The organism is Nonomuraea salmonea (assembly GCF_042428605.1).
GTDB lineage: Bacteria > Actinomycetota > Actinomycetes > Streptosporangiales > Streptosporangiaceae > Nonomuraea > Nonomuraea salmonea.
Window position 1 is genome coordinate 84319 of the sequence record NZ_JBHMCF010000046.1, and the last position, 16113, is coordinate 100431.

Annotated in this window: 12 protein-coding genes; 8 read left to right on the top strand and 4 right to left on the bottom strand. The window is 73.3% G+C overall.

Annotated features, from left to right (window positions below; translation table 11 throughout):
* Positions 1-303: 303 nt before the first annotated feature.
* Entirely contained in the window at positions 304-1467 is a 1164-nt protein-coding gene (locus ACFFR3_RS40735; protein WP_379484871.1) for a hypothetical protein, read from the top strand.
* Between the two features lie 169 nt (positions 1468-1636).
* On the opposite strand, the gene ACFFR3_RS40740 is transcribed toward ACFFR3_RS40735, so the two are convergent.
* Positions 1637-2464, bottom strand: a complete 828-nt coding sequence (locus ACFFR3_RS40740) for a DeoR/GlpR family DNA-binding transcription regulator (protein WP_364376264.1) — start codon at positions 2462-2464, stop codon at positions 1637-1639.
* A gap of 137 nt (positions 2465-2601) precedes the next feature.
* On the opposite strand from ACFFR3_RS40740, the gene ACFFR3_RS40745 reads away from it, so the two are divergent.
* From ACFFR3_RS40745 to ACFFR3_RS40770, 6 genes are all read left to right on the top strand, one after another.
* Positions 2602-4038 (top strand): FGGY-family carbohydrate kinase, encoded by a 1437-nt coding sequence (locus ACFFR3_RS40745; RefSeq protein WP_345403943.1) that lies wholly within the window; start codon positions 2602-2604, stop codon positions 4036-4038.
* On the top strand, positions 4035-4919 hold the full coding sequence (locus tag ACFFR3_RS40750) for a hypothetical protein (protein ID WP_345403945.1): 885 nt from the start codon (positions 4035-4037) through the stop codon (positions 4917-4919). Before ACFFR3_RS40745 ends, ACFFR3_RS40750 begins: the two co-directional genes overlap by 4 nt.
* Before the next feature lie 68 nt (positions 4920-4987).
* On the top strand, positions 4988-5656 hold the full coding sequence (locus tag ACFFR3_RS40755; protein WP_379484872.1) for an aspartate/glutamate racemase family protein: 669 nt from the start codon (positions 4988-4990) through the stop codon (positions 5654-5656).
* 165 nt (positions 5657-5821) lie between these two features.
* Positions 5822-7861 carry a M14 family zinc carboxypeptidase gene (locus ACFFR3_RS40760; RefSeq protein WP_379484873.1) on the top strand — a complete coding sequence of 680 codons (2040 nt, stop codon included), beginning with the start codon at positions 5822-5824 and terminating at the stop codon, positions 7859-7861.
* Positions 7862-7940: 79 nt separating this feature from the next.
* Positions 7941-10499, top strand: a complete 2559-nt coding sequence (locus tag ACFFR3_RS40765) for a M14 family zinc carboxypeptidase (RefSeq protein WP_379484874.1) — start codon at positions 7941-7943, stop codon at positions 10497-10499.
* Between the two features lie 65 nt (positions 10500-10564).
* The gene (locus ACFFR3_RS40770) at positions 10565-11065 is read left to right on the top strand and encodes a GNAT family N-acetyltransferase (RefSeq protein ID WP_345403960.1); all 501 of its coding nucleotides are present in this window, start codon (positions 10565-10567) and stop codon (positions 11063-11065) included.
* A 40-nt stretch (positions 11066-11105) separates the two neighbouring features.
* On the opposite strand, the gene fusA is transcribed toward ACFFR3_RS40770, so the two are convergent.
* Positions 11106-13094 carry an elongation factor G gene (gene fusA, locus ACFFR3_RS40775; RefSeq protein WP_364376279.1) on the bottom strand — a complete coding sequence of 663 codons (1989 nt, stop codon included), beginning with the start codon at positions 13092-13094 and terminating at the stop codon, positions 11106-11108.
* Positions 13095-13567: 473 nt separating this feature from the next.
* Between fusA and ACFFR3_RS40780 the strand changes: the two genes are divergently transcribed.
* Positions 13568-13834 (top strand): WGxxGxxG family protein, encoded by a 267-nt coding sequence (locus ACFFR3_RS40780; RefSeq protein WP_345403963.1) that lies wholly within the window; start codon positions 13568-13570, stop codon positions 13832-13834.
* A gap of 104 nt (positions 13835-13938) precedes the next feature.
* Here the strand turns inward: ACFFR3_RS40780 and ACFFR3_RS40785 are convergent, their stop codons facing one another.
* Both ACFFR3_RS40785 and ACFFR3_RS40790 read right to left on the bottom strand, forming a co-directional pair.
* Positions 13939-15243, bottom strand: coding sequence for an FAD-binding oxidoreductase (locus ACFFR3_RS40785; protein ID WP_364376282.1), 1305 nt, complete (start codon positions 15241-15243; stop codon positions 13939-13941).
* Positions 15244-15604: 361 nt separating this feature from the next.
* Complete coding sequence (locus tag ACFFR3_RS40790) at positions 15605-16087, bottom strand: metallophosphoesterase family protein (RefSeq protein ID WP_364376285.1); 483 nt, start codon at positions 16085-16087, stop codon at positions 15605-15607.
* Between the last annotated feature and the right edge of the window lie 26 nt (positions 16088-16113).

Sequence of the window (16113 nt, forward strand, 5' to 3'; positions counted from 1 at the left end):
GGCTGGAGATTATGTGGGGTTGTGAGGTTTGTCAAGGGTCCGTTTCGCCAGGTGGCGTCGGGGGCGGGGGAGCGCAGGTGGGGGCTGCGAACGACCTTGAAGGCGTTCAGCGACGGACGGAGGAAGCCACTGACGGCAGCGCCGTCATGGACGCGATCCGAGCGGCCCTGCTCCGGGTCCGGGCGCCCGCTTTCGGCTCCCCCTGCCACCGCGCCCGCTCAGCTGCTGAGCGCGGCATCGGCGGGCTTCGGCGGTCCTCGCCAACAGGTCTGCGGTTGCGAAGGTGATGACGATCTTCGTAGGGTGTGGCGACCCCCCGATGTGTTGATCGGAGTCTCGATGCGCGAGCCTGAGCCGACGCCTGCCGACCAGTGGTCCACATGGGATACGGAACCGACCATCCCCGACACCTGGCCGGGGCTCGATCTGGACCGTCCGGAGGGATTCGAGATCTCTCGCGGCCCCGTGAAATCCGTGGGGGGCAAGCTCGTCGCGCTGGCCGCCGCGGCAGGCGACTTCAACTACAGCAGGGCCGACGGCATCGGCGTTTCGGGGATGAGCTGGGATCTGCCGCGCGAGCTGCACCGGATGATGGCCGAGGCCGACAGAGCGGTCGCAGGCTTCTGGAACGATGTGTACGCCGAGACGGGCATGGCGGGGATCCTGATCGAGCGGGCCGCGGCCAACTACAAGCTCGCCGACCATCCTCTGCTCGGCGACGCGCCGATCGAGGAGTTGCAGGAGCGGGTCGATGGCCTGGGGAACCGCAGGCTGAGGGGACCGAGCGACATCTACCCCAACGGCATCGTGCCGCTGACGCTGTCGAGAGCGATCGACTACGGCGTCGACGACATGACCGCGGAGCAGGCGAGGCGGGACATCGAGATCCTGGTGATGAACGGCGGTCACCGCGACCCGCAAAGCTACGCGCAGATGGCCGAGTCCCTGGTCGATCTGACCCACACGCTGCGGCTAAGGGCGCAGGACCTGCGTGACAGCCCGTGGCATGGCGATGCCGCCGTCAAGGCGCAGTGGGCGCTGCGGCAGACCTACGGCAGCGTGACGGCGCTGGCCGCCGTCACCGGCGCGATGAGCAGGGCCAGCAGCCGCTTCCTTGAGGTCATCACGTGGTGCGCCCAGAACTTCGAGGCGATGGCCGACCCCGACCGCAGCGGCTGGGACGAGTTCTGGGACTTCGGCGGCACGGCGGACAGCCGTGCCCGGGACTTCCTCACCCAGGCGAACAAGGCGTTCATGGAGGTCTACGAGCTGATGCCCAAGCGGATCGAGGAGAACCTGCCCGGGCTGCTCGTCAACGACCAGAACCACCTCGAACTCAGGTGGAGGGTCAAGGACATTCACGAGAGCAAACTGAAGATGCCTCGCAGCAACTGGGATGACCCGTGGATGCGGCTCTTGGAGCGCAGGAAAGACGCCTACGGGAAGGCCGAGGAGTACTACGGCTAGGGAGTAGTGCCTGATCCGGGGATGCGGGCCCGCCGCAATGCCGAACCGGCCTCGTCTCTGGCGTTTCGCCGGCCTTTCCCGCGCTGTCTTCTCACCGGTCACTCCGTGCGCCCACCGCCTGGACGGCGGGACCGCCGCCCCTCCAACCGTTTCCCACCCTGCCTGGGAGTCACGGGGCGACGGTCGTGGGGGTGGGGAGGGTGAGCGGCTCGGGGAGGGCGTCGGTGATGAGGTGGGTGACGGCGGACCAGGGGCAGACCCTGATCGGGGCGCTCAGCTCGAACTTGCGGGCGTCGCTCACCACGACCGTGTCGCGGGCGATGGAGATCAGGCGGCGTTTGGTCTCGGCCTCGTAGGGGGTCGCGCCGTACACGCCGGCCTCGTCGAGGGCGGTGGCGGCCAGGAAGAGTGTGCGTACGCCGAGGTGTTCCAGCGCCGCGACGGTCTCCGGGCCGCCGAAGGAGCGGGTGTCGCGGCTGTACTGGCCGCCGATGCCGATGAGGGTGATGTCCGGCCGGGGGGCGAGGGCGGCGATGGCCGGCAGTGAGTGGGTGACGACCGTGAGGCCGGCGTCGGCGGGGAGCAGCTTGGCGATCTCCAGCGTGGTGGTGCCCGAGTCGAGCGCCACCGTGGTGCCGGGTTCGATGAGGCGTACGGCCGCGGCGGCGATGGCGTGTTTCGCGCCGGCGGCCTGCGTCGAGCGGTCGGAGAACGGCAGGGCGCCGGCATCCGCCGGGGTGGCTCCGCCGCGCACCGCTCTGATCAAGCCGTCCTGAGCGAGTTTCCGCAGGTCGCGGCGGATGGTGTTGGGGGAGACCGCGAGCTCGTCGACGAGGGTGGCGGCGGAGACGTAGCCGTCCTGGGAGACCCGGCGCAGGATGGCGGCCCGCCGGCCGGGCGCGGATCCGTAACGCAGGCTTCCGGCCTCCTGCGCGGCGCCGGGCTCGTGTCCGGCGTGCGGGTCGCCGGGGTTCTGCTCGGAGCGCAGCCTTCTCACCTCCTGCTCGTTCCGTGGATCGCTGGGACGTAGCGTAGATCGTTTCGGTGCTGCCCGTCGCTCGTACGCTGGGCGTATGGCCATGATGCACCATGAGTTGGCACTTTTCCGCCAACTTATGGATTTATAGTGACAACATGACGCCGAACGGGCTGCTGGCCGGGATCGATGTGGGCACCACCCACGTCAAGGTGGGCTTCTTCGACGAACGGGGCGGCGAGGCGGCCACCGTCCGGCGCAGGACGCCCCCCGACCTGCCGGCCCTCGTCACGGCCGTGACGGAGGCGCTCGGGGAGTGCGCGGAGCGGGCCGGGCGGGGGCCGGAGGCCATCGGGATCGCGGGCATGGCCGAGACCGGGGTGCCGCTCGACGTACAAGGAAGGCCGCTCACCCCGCTCATCTGGTGGAACGACCCGCGCGGCGCCGCGGAGATCGCCGGGCTGAAGCCGGACGACGCCGCGCTCTACGCCGCCACCGGCCGCTGGGCCGACGCCAAGGCGCCGCTCGCCAAGTGGATGTGGCTGGGCCGCCACGAGCCGCCGCTGCTCAAGGCGATGCGCTGGTGGGCCGGGGTGCCGGAGGCGGTGGCGTACGCGCTGACCGGCGTCCTGCGCTCGAACGCGACCCTGGCGGCCCGCACGCTCGCCTACGACGTACGGACCGGGCGCTACGACCCGGACCTGACCGCGCACGCCGGAATCGGCCCCGACCGCCTGCCGCCCGTGATCGGCGCGACCGAACCGGTCGGCGGGCTGAACGTGGACGTGAACGGCGTACGGCGCGGGGTGCCGGTCGTGATCGCCGGGCACGACCACGCGGTAGGTGCGTGGGCGGCGGGCGTGCGGCGGCCGGGTGACGTGGCCGACTCGCTCGGCACCGCCGAGGCCCTCATGGTGCCCGCGGAAACGGCGCCCGGCCCGCGCACCGGGATCGCGCTGGGCGTCACGGCGGACCCGTCGCTGGACGGCGCGCGCACGGTGCTCGTCGGCGGGCTGCCCACCAGCGGGGCGATGCTCGACTGGGTGCTGCGCCTGGTCGGCGGCAAGGGGTACGACGACCTGCCGGAGCTGCTCGAAGAGGTGCGGCTGCCGACCGGCATCGTGGTCGAGCCGTACCTGAGGGGGAGAGTGGCTCCGGCGCCCGACCGGGAGCGGCGGGCGGTGCTGGCGGGGCTGGACGCCGCCCACGGGCCCGGCGAGCTGCTGGCCGCCGTCGTCGAGGGCACCTGCCTGCACGCGCGCTGGATGCTCGACGAGCTTGCCGCGGTGGCCGGTGTCGTTCCCGAACGGCTGGCGGTCTTCGGCGGGCAGGTCAGGATCCCGGCGTGGATGCGGATCAAGGCCGCCGTCTCGCCGGTGCCGGTCGAGATCGTCCGGTCCGGCGACGCGGTCTGCGCCGGTGCCGCGCTCATCGCGGGCCAGGCCGGTGGCTCGCCGGCCGACGTTCCTGTGCTGCCCCTCGAACGTCACCCCGAGGATTCGGCCCTGCGCGCCGCCTACCTCCCCGGATACGACGCCTTCCTGGCGCGAGCCACGCATTCGACGAACCCATCACCCGAACGGGAGCACGCATGACCACCCCAGACCGACCCACCCTCGACCTGCTCGCACGCCCCTCCGGCGGGTTCGCCATGGTCGCCATGGACCAGCGGGAGAGCCTCAGGCAGATGTTCACGGCCGCGACGGGGGAGCGCGTCGGCGATGACACGCTGCGGGAGTTCAAGCTGACGGTGGCGCGGGAGGTCGGCCCGTACGCCTCGGGGTTCCTCATCGACCAGGACTACGGGTTCGAGCAGGTGGCCGCGGAGGGCGCGGTGTCCGGCGGGCTGATCGTGGCGGTGGACAGCCTCCAGCAGGACCCGGACGGCCCCGTCGAGGACACCGGCATCGACGACCGGATCGATCTCGAGGCGGCCCGCAAGGCGGGGGCGGTGGCGGCCAAGCTGCTGCTCATCTGGCGGGACGACGAGGAGCGGGGCCGGCGGCTGGAGACGGCGGCCGAGTTCGTCAGGAGGTGCGCCGCGGCCGGGCTGCTGTCCGTGCTGGAGGGAGTGGCGAAGCCGGCCGGGGACGCCGCCGGGTTCGACGGGCCCGCCGCGATCAGGGAGGCGGCCCGTGAGCTGGCCGGGCTGCGGCCCGACCTCTACAAGGCGCAGGTCCCGCTCGGCGGCGCCGCGCCCGAGGAGCGGCTGGTCGAGGAGTGCACGGCGCTGGACGAGGTGATCCCCGTGCCGTGGGTGGTGCTGTCGCAGGGCGTCGAGCGGGACGACTTCCCCGCCGCCGTACGCGCCGCCTGCCGCGCGGGCGCGTCCGGCATGCTGGCCGGGCGGGCCGTCTGGAGCGACCTGGTCGGTACGGCGGACCTCGCGGCCGAGCTGCGCGGCACGTCGGTGCCGAGAGTGCAGCGGCTGGCCGCGATCGTGGACGAGCACGCCCGCCCCTGGACCGCCCGATGACCGGCGGGGCGCGCCGGGAAGGCGCGCAGGGGCGCGGGGAAGCCGTTCGAGGCACGGAAGCCGGGCACATGCGTCAGGAGGGCGTGCAGGAGACCGTCGCGATGTTGCACACCGTGCCCGCGCTCGCCGCCTCGCTCACCGAGCTGGCCAAGGAGGCGCGCCCCGGTGCCAAGGTGCTGAACTTCGTGGACGAGAGCCTGCTGCAGGACACCATCGCGGCCGGCGACCCGCCGCCGCACGTGCTGCGCCGGCTGATCGCCTACGCCACCTACGCCAAGGAGTCGGGCGCTGGCGTGCTGCTGGTGACGTGCTCGTCCATCGGGGAGGCGGCCGAGCGGGCCCGCCCGTACGCCGAGCTGCCGGTGCTGCGCATCGACGAGCCGATGGCGGAGGAGGCGGTGCGTACGGGCGTCAGGATCGGCGTGCTGGCCACCCTCGCGTCCACGCTGGGCCCCACCACGCGGGTGGTCGAGCGGGCGGCGGCCAGGCAGGGGCCGGCCCGGGAGGTGGTGCCGTACCTGTGCGAGGGCGCGTTCGAGGCGCTGCGCGGCGGCGACCCGGCCCGCCACGACGCGCTGGTCCTCGACGGCTTCGGCAAGCTCGCGGCGCAGGTGGACGTGGTGGTGCTGGCGCAGGCGTCCATGGCGCGCATCGTCGGGGACGCCCCGGCGGGCGCGGTGCCGGTGCTGTCGTCGCCGCGCTCGGGGGTGGCCCAGCTCGCGCATATGACGGCCTGAAGCCGCCGTCCTCACGGAGGCGACGCGCGCACCTGATCGCCGGAAGTCGCCGTCCTCACGGAGGCGACGCCCACCTGATCGCCGGAAGAAGTCGTCCTGGGTCTTGCTTGATGTGGTTTGTCGGCTTTCAATGAGCCCCATACGGCAAGATCCAGGAGGGTCCATATGCGTGGTTTACGGGCGTCCGTAGTCGCTCTGCTGATCGCCGCCACGGCGTTGCCGGGGGCGGCGCCATCCGTTTCCGCGGTCGCCGGACCGGCGGACCCCGAAACGGCGTCGCTGGTCACGCTGTCCGTGCCGGACCGGACGGTCATGGAGCGGCTGGTGGCGTCCGGCGCCGACCTCACAGAACGCGTACGTCCCCAGCTCGACGGCAGCGTCCAGGTCGACGCCGTCGTCACCCCGACCCAGCTGACCGAAATCCGCGCGCTCGGCGCCGCGCTCGCGTCCGAGGCGCCGGCCGGGACACGAGCGGACGCCCGCAAGAAACCGCCCTCGGGCGACCAGATCGTGGTGGAGCGGGCGCTCTGGTACAAGTCGCGTGACGGCTACTTCCTGTCCGTCGAGGCGTCGAGCAGCGCCGCCCAGGCGGCCACGCTCACCGTCGAGTGGCGCGGCAAGCGCGGCACGACAGGGCGGGCCGAGATGGTCGCGTACGTGGACGCGGGCGCGTACCTCGGGCACCAGTTCAGCACCCCGGTCCCGGCCGACGACCGGCCGCAGAAGATCACCGTCACCTCGACCGGCGGCGGCAGCGCCGACGCGCACGTACGGGAGTGGCCCGACGGTGAACGCCCCGACAAGCACGACCGCGGCTACCAGAAGGACTTCATCACCCAGTACATGCCGCCGGCCCAGCTCAACGAGCGCGTCAAGACGCTGCACCGGCAGTTCCCGAAGCTCACCGACCTGATCACGCTGCCGTACCGGACGAACGGCTACCGCCGCCACGCCCAGGCCGTCATCGGCACCCCGCCGGGCGCCGCCGTCGTGATCACCTCGAACGCCTACGGCTCGGAGGGCGGCGACGACCTGTCCGTCGAGCTGGTCGATCCCGGCACGCCGGGCAGCGCGCTGAGCGTCAAGCTCGACGGCAAGCTCGTCACGGTCAGCCTGGGCACCGATGAGGCGGGCGCGCCCGTCAGCACCGCCGCCGACGTGGTCGCCGCGATCAACGCGACGCCGGGGTTGCCGCTCAAGGCGGCGCTCTACCGTACGGACCCGGGGGCCGGCGTCATGGCGCCCGCGCAGCCCGTCCAGCTCGACGACTTCCTGAACGCCCCCGCCGACGTCTCCAGGAAGCCGGCCGAGGTGCTGGCCCTGCGCATCGGCACCCGCCGCGACGGCTCGCGCACCGGCGTGCTCGCCTACGCCCAGGAGCACGCGCGCGAATGGGTGACGCCGCTGGTCACGATCGAGGCCGCGGAGCGGCTGCTGCGCAACTACGGGCGCGACAAGGCGACCAGGCGGCTGCTGGAGCGTACGGACATCTTCATCGTCCCGACCGTCAACCCCGACGGCGCGAACTACAGCTTCTACGACTTCAACTCCCAGCGGAAGAACATGACCAACCACTGCCCGCCGCAGCAGTCCGACCCGGCGCTGCGCAACCAGTGGGGCGTGGACGTCAACCGCAACTACGCCGTCGGCTCGCACGACGACGGCTACTTCGGCGCCTCCGCCAACTGCCAGAGCGGCACGTACGCGGGCCCGGCCGAGCACTCCGAGCCCGAGAGCCGCAACGTCATCTGGCTGGCGCAGCGCTTCCGCAACATCAAGTTCGCCATGAACGTGCACAGCTACGGCGGCTACTTCATGTGGCCGCCCGGCGCGTACAAGGCCGAGGGCCGCGTCACCCTGCCCAGGCCGACGAAGAAGGAGGAGGCGTTCTTCGAGCGCTCGTCCGAGACGATCCTGGAGGCCATCGCCGCCGAGCGGGGCACCGTCATCTGGCCGCAGCAGACCGGGCCCGTGACGGACGTGCTGTACTCGGCGGCCGGCAACTCGGCCGACGAGCTCTGGTACGACCACGGCATCTACGGCTGGGACTTCGAGGTCGGCGCCGACCTGTGGAACGCCGGGACCCGCACGTGGCAGGGCGTGGGCTTCCAGCCGCCGTTCGACGAGGGCCACAAGGAGGCGATGGAGTTCGCCGCCGGCCTGATCTCCCTGGTCGGCATCGCCGCCGACTACCGCGAACACTGATGAACCGCGGCGGCCGGGTCCCCGCCCGGCCGCCCTTTCGCGCCGACGTCCCGCAAGCCGGAACCCCGGAGGCTCTTCCGTGCGCTTACCCCAAGCCCTGCTCGGCGCCGCCGTCGCGGCCGCCCTGCTCACCGTCCCCCAGAACGTGTCCATGGCCGAGCCCGCGCAGCCGCCACCGCCGGCCGTCCGCGACTTCGGCAACGGCCCCGAGCGCAACGAGGTCGCGGCCGGCCTCCCCGAGCAGGCCGCCGCCGCCCGCGCCGCCGCGCAGGGCGAGGAGCGCTCGTCCGGCATCCCGCACGACCGCGGCTACCCGAGGCGCACGAAGCTGCCGCCGCCGCAGGAGAACCCGGCCGACGCCGCGATCAAGCTGGGGCTGGTGCCGTACCACGGCATCGCGCCCAAGCTCAACGAGCTGCAGTGGCGCAGCGACCGGGTGAGCGCGGAGATCATCGGCCGCTCCGCCGGTGGCCACGACCTCTACCTCGTCACCGTCACCGCGCCGGAGAGCGCGGCGCAGGCGCGCGAGCAGGCCCGCCTGCGCGAGCGCATCGAGAACGACCCGGCCGCCGCCGCCAGGGACCGCGGCCTGGCCAAGAAGTACAAGGCGCCGCTGTACGTCAACGCCAACATCCACGGCAACGAGTGGGAGGGCACCGACGCGGCGCTGCGTACCATCGAGGAGCTGGCGACCAGCAGGGACCCGGCGATCACCGCGCTGCTCAAGCGCACCCGCCTCTACTTCAACGTGACCGCCAACCCCGACGGCCGCATCGCGAACTCGCGGCAGAACGCGGCCGGCTTCGACCTCAACCGCGACTTCGTCACCGCCTCCCAACCCGAGGTCAGGGCGATGCGGCAGGTGATGATGGACGCCCAGCCGGTCGCCATGATCGACCTGCACGGCTACGTCAACGGCACGCTCATCGAGCCGACCACGCCGCCGCACGGCGCGAACTACGAGTACGACCTGTTCATCACCAACACCTACGCCAACGGCCTCGGCATGGAGGCCGCGGTCAACGGGCTCGGCTACACGCCGGAGAAGGACGGCGTGCAGCCGGCGCAGATCCCGTTCCGCGACTCGGCGGAGGGCTGGGACGACTGGCCGCCGATCTTCACCCCGCAGTACGCGCCCTTCCACGGGGCCGTCGCCGCGCACACGGTGGAGATCCCGCTGCGGGTCAACAACGCCGACTACGCCAACCTGCCGGTCGAGGAGCTGCGGCGGCGCTCGGCGATCAACACCGACGTGGCCGCGGCGGCCATCCGCGCCACCTACCGCTTCGTCCAGGACCGCCACGACCGGCTGATCGCCGACCAGATCGAGGTGTTCAGGCGGGGCACGGCGGGCGAGCCGGCCAGGACGGTGCCGCTCGGCATCGTGCCCGGCTTCGGCCCCGAGGACGTCTACACGACCACCTTCCCCCGCGCCTACGCCATCCCGGCCGGCACTCCTGCCGCCGCCCGGCTGGTGGACCACCTGATCGCCAACGACGTCCGGGTGGAGCGGGCGAAGACGGCGTTCCGCCAGGGCGGGAAGACGTACCCGGCGGGCACGTACGTCGTGGACATGCGCCAGCCCAAGCGCGGCCTGGCGAACGTCATGCTGGAGCCGGGCGAGGACATCTCACCCCGCGTCGATGCCATGTACGACATCTCGGGCTGGAGCCACGCCCTGCTCTGGGGCGCCCAGGTGGAGCCGCTGACCTCGCTGCGCGCCCACACCACGCCGGTCAAGGTCGCCGCGCCCACCGGCTCGGTGCCGCGCACGTCAGGGCCGCTCGCCCTGAAGGTGGCCGACGCCCAGGACGTGCGGGCGCTCAACGACCTGCTCGCCCAGGGCGTGGCCGTGCGCTGGGACGGCGGCGCGGCGGTGATTCCGTCCTCGGCCCGGCAGGCGGCCAGGGTCGTCGCCGACCGCTACGGCGTCGCCTTCACCCCGGCCCGCGAGCCGGGCGGGGTCCCGCTCGCCCAGGTGCGGGTGGCCGCCGCGGCGTCCGCCGACGAGCTGTTCACGCTGCGCGAGCTGGGCTTCGACGTCACGCCCGTCTCGACCGCCCTGCTCAACCAGGGCTTCGACTGGAGCGGCACCGACGTCCTGTGGGTCTCCAGCGGGCTCAGCCACGCCGCGCTCACGCCGCAGGCGCGGGCGGACCTGGAGGCGTTCCTCGGGTCGGGCGGCGTCATCACGCGAGGCCGTACGGGCGCCGCGTTCAACACCGCAGCCGGGCTGCTCACCGCCACCACGGTGGAGGGCCGCTCGGACGCCAACGGCGTGGTCCGCACGGTCGCGGACGGCGGCCAGGTCGGCGGCGCCGCGACGGGTCACGCGTTCGTGTACTCGCCGCTCTGGTTCACCGGGCTCGGGCCCGAGGTGGCGGTCGAGCAGTCGTACGCGGCCGACGGCCCGCTCGTCTCGGGTCACTGGCGGGCCACCGCGGCCGGCGCCGGCGGACCCGAGTCGGCCAGGGGCCAGGCGGCGGTGATCAGCGGCAGGGACGAGCGCGGCGCCGCGGTCGTCATGTTCGGCACCGAGCCCCTGTTCCGCAACCACCCGAAGGGCCTGTTCCCGCAGGTGGCGAGGGCGTTGTACTGGGCGTCCTCGGTCACCGGGGCCGCGGTCACCACCCCGTGATCTGGTAGTCTTCACGCACTCCATCCCTTCCGGCCGGATCTGGTTCCGGCCGGAAGCTGCGTTTCATGACCTTCGACGATTTCGCGGTACGCCCCGCCACCGCCGCCGACCGGCCCGTCGTGGAACGCCTGTGGCTGATGTTCCGCCACGACATGTCCGAGTTCCAGGGCGGCCTGCCCCGCCCCGACGCCACCTTCCGCAGCGACCGCCTCGAGTCCGCCTTCGCCGACCCCGGCTGGACGGCCTATCTGCTGAGCCGTGGCGACCGGCCCGCCGGTTTCGCGTTCGTGCGCGGGCTCGACGGGCCGGTCCGGGTGCTCAACAGCTTCTTCGTGGTACGCGCCGCCCGCCGCTCCGGCCTCGGCCTGCGGGCCGTCAAGGAGGTCGTCGCCCGGCACCCGGGACGGTGGGAGATCGCGTTCCAGGACGCCAACGCCGGCGCGGTGGCGTTCTGGCGGCGCGTCGCCGCCGACCTCGCCGGTGACGCCTGGACCGAGGAGCGCCGCCCCGTGCCCGGCAGGCCCGAGGCGCCGCCGGACACCTGGATCGCCTTCACGGCCGCCTGAGCGGGTCCCCGCCCCCGGCGAGCGGGGGCGGGGACGCGGTTCAGCCCGCAGGGGCGTAGCCGGCCGGGCGGGTGGTGAACGTGCCCCGCCCCTGCGTACGGCTGCGCAGCCGGGTCGCGTACCCGAACACCTCGGCCAGCGGCACCACCGCGGTGATGACCACGGCGCCGCCGCGCGCCTGCGAGCCCGACACGCGCCCGCGCCGCGCCGACAGGTCGCCCAGCACCGCGCCCGCCATGGCGTCCGGCACCGTCACCGTCACCTCGGCCACCGGCTCGAGCAGCACCATCGTGCAGGCCCGCAGCGCCTCGCGGAGCGCGAGCCTGCCCGCCGTGCGGAACGCCATCTCCGAGGAGTCCTTCACGTGCGTGGCCCCGTCGGTCAGCGTCACCCGCAGCCCGGTCACCGGGTGCCCGCCGAGCGGCCCCGCGGCCAGCGCGTCGCGGCAGCCGGCCTCGACCGCGCGCACGTACTCGCGCGGCACGCGACCGCCGGTGACCGTGGACGCGAACGCGAAGCCCTCCTCCAGCGGCTCCACGTCCAGCACGACGTGCGCGAACTGCCCGGCGCCTCCGTCCTGCTTGACGTGCCGGTAGACCAGCCCCGGCACCCCGCGCGTGACGGCCTCCCGGCAGGCGACCTGCGGCCGGCCGACGGTGACCTCCAGCCGGTGGTCGCGGCGCAGCTTCTCCGCCGCCACCTCCAGGTGCAGCTCGCCCATGCCGGACAGCACGGTCTGCCCGGTCTCGGCGTCCGTGCGTACCGACAGCGACGGGTCCTCCTCGGCCAGCCGGGCCAGGGCCGCCGCCAGCCGGTCGCCGTCGATGCTCCTGCGCGGCTCCACGGCCACCGACACCACCGGCTCCGTCGCGTTCGGCGGCTCCAGCAGCAGCGGCGATTCCCGCGCGCACAGCGTCGTGCCGGTGCGGGCCGACTTCGGCCCGACGACCGCGACGATGTCGCCGGCCACCGCGGCCGCCGCCTCGGCGTGCCGGTCGGCCTGCACCCGCAGGATGCGGGCGATCCGCTCGGTCCCGCCGGTGCCCGCGTCGAGCACCGTGTCGCCCTTGCGCAGCGTGCCGGAGTAGACCCGCAGGTACGTCAGCCGCCCCGACGCGGTCGAGGTCACCTTGAACACCAGCGCGGCCAGCGGAGCCGCCGGGTCGGCCGGCCGTTCCTCGCCGCCCTGGCCGTGCACGGCGGGCACGTCCAGCGGCGACGGCAGATACCGGACGACCGCGTCGAGCAGCGGCTCGATACCCCGGTTCCGGTACGCCGAGCCGCACAGCACGACCACGCCCGCACCCGTACGGGTCAGGTCGCGCAGCGCGCCGGCCAGCGTCGCCTCGGACAGCGACGGCTCGGCGCAGAACTCCTCCAGCGCCCCGGCGTGCAGCTCGGCCACCGCCTCCTCCAGCAGCCTGCGCCGCCGCCGCGCCTCGGCCAGCAGCTCGTCCGGCACCGGCTGCGCCTCGCAGCCGTCGCCCGGCCAGACCAGCGCCCGCATGCCGACCAGGTCGACCACGCCGGTGAAGCCGTCCTCGCGCCCGATCGGCAGCTGCACGACCAGCGGCGCGGGGTGCAGCCGCGCCCGGATCGAGGCGACGGCCGCGTCCAGGTCGGCGCCTGGCCGGTCCAGCTTGTTGACGAACGCGACGCGCGGCACGCCGTACCGGTCGGCCCGCCGCCACACCGACTCGCTCTGCGGCTCGACCCCGGCCACGCCGTCGAACACGGCGATCGCGCCGTCCAGCACCCGCAGCGAGCGCTCGACCTCGTCGGAGAAGTCCACGTGGCCAGGCGTGTCGATGAGGTTGATCCGGTGGCCGTCCCACACGCAGCTCACCGCGGCGGCGAAGATCGTGATGCCGCGGTCGCGCTCCTGCGGGTCGAAGTCGGTGACGGTGGTGCCGTCGTGCACCTCGCCGCGCTTGTAGGTGGCGCCGGTGACGTACAGCATGCGTTCGGTGACGGTGGTCTTGCCGGCGTCGACGTGCGCGAGGATGCCGAGGTTGCGGACGGTGGTCAAAGGAGAGGAAAGGTGAGCACGCACGGCTCTACAGCCTTTCGGGGATGTTTCCGAACAGGACTGCGCGATTGAGCCCGGCGAACGGGGTCTTCGTCAGGGCAGCGGCCGGCGCCGGCCGCGCAGCGGGCGCCGGGGCGGCGAAGACACCAGGATCACCTCGTGACGCGACGGGGGGACGACGGCAGCGGTGCTGTGGCGCACGGCCGGCTCCCTTCCTTCGTCGCGTGGTGATGTCGGTGGCGAGTGTAGTGATCCAGGAAGTCCGGGGGCAACGGAATTCCGTGCGTGGCAGGGGAAGCGGGGCCGTCGCCGCCGGTCAGGCGGGATGAGAAGGCGTTTGATGGGGTGGCGTCGATGGTAGAGGCACAGGTAGCAGGGGATTAGGAGATCGCCCCGCTATCGGGAGCCTTCAAGAGAGAAGGCGTGATAGGCGGTCTCCGCGGTTGTTGAGACCGCCGGATCGGGGGAACCCAATGCGCAAGACCCTCACCGGGCTGGGCCTGGCGTTCTTTCTCACGCTGGCACCGGCCACCGCAGCCACGGCTGAGGCACCGGCCGCGCCGGTGGCACAGAGTCAGGTGACACCCGCACCGCAGCAGAACAGGGACGAGGGAGGCGGCAACGCCGGCCTTTGGGGCCTGCTCGGCCTCCTGGGACTGCTGGGCTTCGCCGGCATGCGCAAGCAGCGCAATCACGTCGGCAGCGCGGAGCACGTCACCCACCGCGGCAACAGGCCGTAAACAGGCCCTGCCCCGGCCGCCGGCCGGGGTGACGTCCCGACGGTGACACGGCTGCCGTCCCATGTCAGCCGTGTCACGCGGGTGCGCCGTCATCATCACCCGGATCATCGGGTCACGTGCCCGATGCGGAAGAAGCCGTCCTGGTCGTAGGCGCGCTTGACGCGGCGCAGGCGCTCGTAGTCGGCCTCCGCGTACGCCGCCGCCGTCCGCGACGTGTCCGCCATGAAGTTCAGGAACGACCCGCCGTTGGCGTACGGCCGCAACTCCCCGGCCAGCCCCGGCACCACGGTGTCGACGATCACCGACAGCCGCGTGGAGCGCCGGCTGACCGGCCCCGCGTCAGGGCCGGGCCGCCCCAGCGCGCCGCCCCAATGCCGCACCTCCACGGTCTGCGCCTGCTCGGCGGCCCGCAGCAGGGCGCCGATCACCTCGTCGCCGACGCTGTCGAACAGGTCCAGGTGACGGGCCGGCGTACCGCCCATCGAGCTGGCCGCGAACGTGGTGGCGCGCAGCTCGTCCAGCAGCGGCCCGCCGTGCGCGCTCGCGGCCCGCCACAGCGGCGCGAGCAGCCGCCTGGCCTCGCCGGCGGGGCCCGCGTGCAGCACTTTGATCATCACGACGTGCCGGCCGCGCACCGCGGCGGGCGTGCCCTCGTCGTCCGGCATGCGCCTGAGCACGACCGCCGTGCTGATCGCGTCGGGCGCGTCCTCGATCCAGGTCCGGTAGGCCGTCAGCGTGTCCGCCGCCGCCTCGATCGGGAAGTACGCGAACCCCGAGCACACCTCCGCCACCGGGTACAGCCGGAACTCCAGCGAGGTCACCACGCCGAACCCGCCACCGCCGCCCCGCAGCGCCCAGAACAGCTCGGGGTGGCTGTCCCGGCTCGCCGTCACGTGCCGCCCGTCGGCCAGCAGCACCTCGGCCCGCAGTACGCCGTCGGCCGCGAACCCGTGCCTGCGGCCCAGCCAGCCCAGCCCGCCGCCGAGCGTGTAGCCGACGACGCCGACCGAGGGCGACGAGCCGCACAGCGGCGCCAGCCCGAACGGCGCGGCGGCGGCCAGCACCTCGGACCACCGCGCGCCGGGCCCGACCTTCGCGATCCGGCGGACGGGATCCACCAGCACCGACGCCATGGGCGCGGTCTTCACCAGGACGCCGCCGTCGCAGGCGACGTGCGTGCCGTGCCCGGTGGCCTGCACCGCGAACGGCACCCCGTGGGCCCGCGCGGCCAGCAGGGCCGAGCGGAGGTCGGAGACGCCGTACGCCTCGGCCACCACGGCGGGGCGCGGGTCGAGCGCCGGGTTCAGCGCGCGGCGCCCGGTGTCGTAGCCCGGCTCGCCCGGCCGGTGCACGGGCCCGGTGAAGCCGGGGAGGCGGATGTCGTCCTGGATGCGGTACGGCTGGCTCATCGTCGTCGGCCCTTCTCTTTTTCGCGATCTGGGATCACTGTGCTGGAGGGCGCTTACGGCGGCGTTCCGCTCTTCTTACCGCCGCCCTTAAGCCCTTCGAGAGCTCCAGAATCGGCCGCGCGGGCGGCCCGCGAATCGGCCCCGCGTCGCCGCCGGGGCTACGCCAGGAGGTGTAGCGCGGGGGGCGGGGCGTACATCAGGACGGGCAAGGGCCAAGCTGCCCGCCGTCAAGGCCGGCCAGCTCCACCCCTGGCACGCCGCCGAACGCCACAGCCACCTCGGCTGCGGCCAAGGTCATGGAGGAGCTGGTGACCGAGCTGGAGAGCCCGCGACGACGTGGTCGCCTGACGCCCCGCTCGCCTCAGGTGACGGGGACGATCTCCGCTCGCACCAGGGCGCCGTCCTCGATGGTGAGCAGCCCCACCGTGCCGTGCGGCTGGCGGCGGCGGTCGGTGGGGGAGCCCGGGTTGAAGATCCGCAGGCCGTCGCCCGACTCGTCGAGCGGGATGTGCGAGTGACCGAAGACCACCAGATCGGCCTCGGGGAAGCGGCGCCGCATCCGGGCCAGGCGCCCCTTGGCCGGGCCGCTGTCGTGGATCATGCCGATCCGCAGCCCGTCCAGGGTGAGATCGAGGGTCTCCGGCGCGTCCACGTCGGGGCCGTCGTTGTTGCCCTGCACGACGTGGACGGGCGCGTACGCCGCCAGCTCGGCCAGCACCGACGGCACGCACACGTCGCCCGCGTGCAGGATGGCGTCCGCGCCGCGCAGGTGCTCGGCCACGCGAGGCGGGCACGAGCGCCAGCGCCTCGGCGCGTGCGTGTCGGACAGCGCGACCACCTTCACCCCGTCACCCCTGCCCACCGCGACGA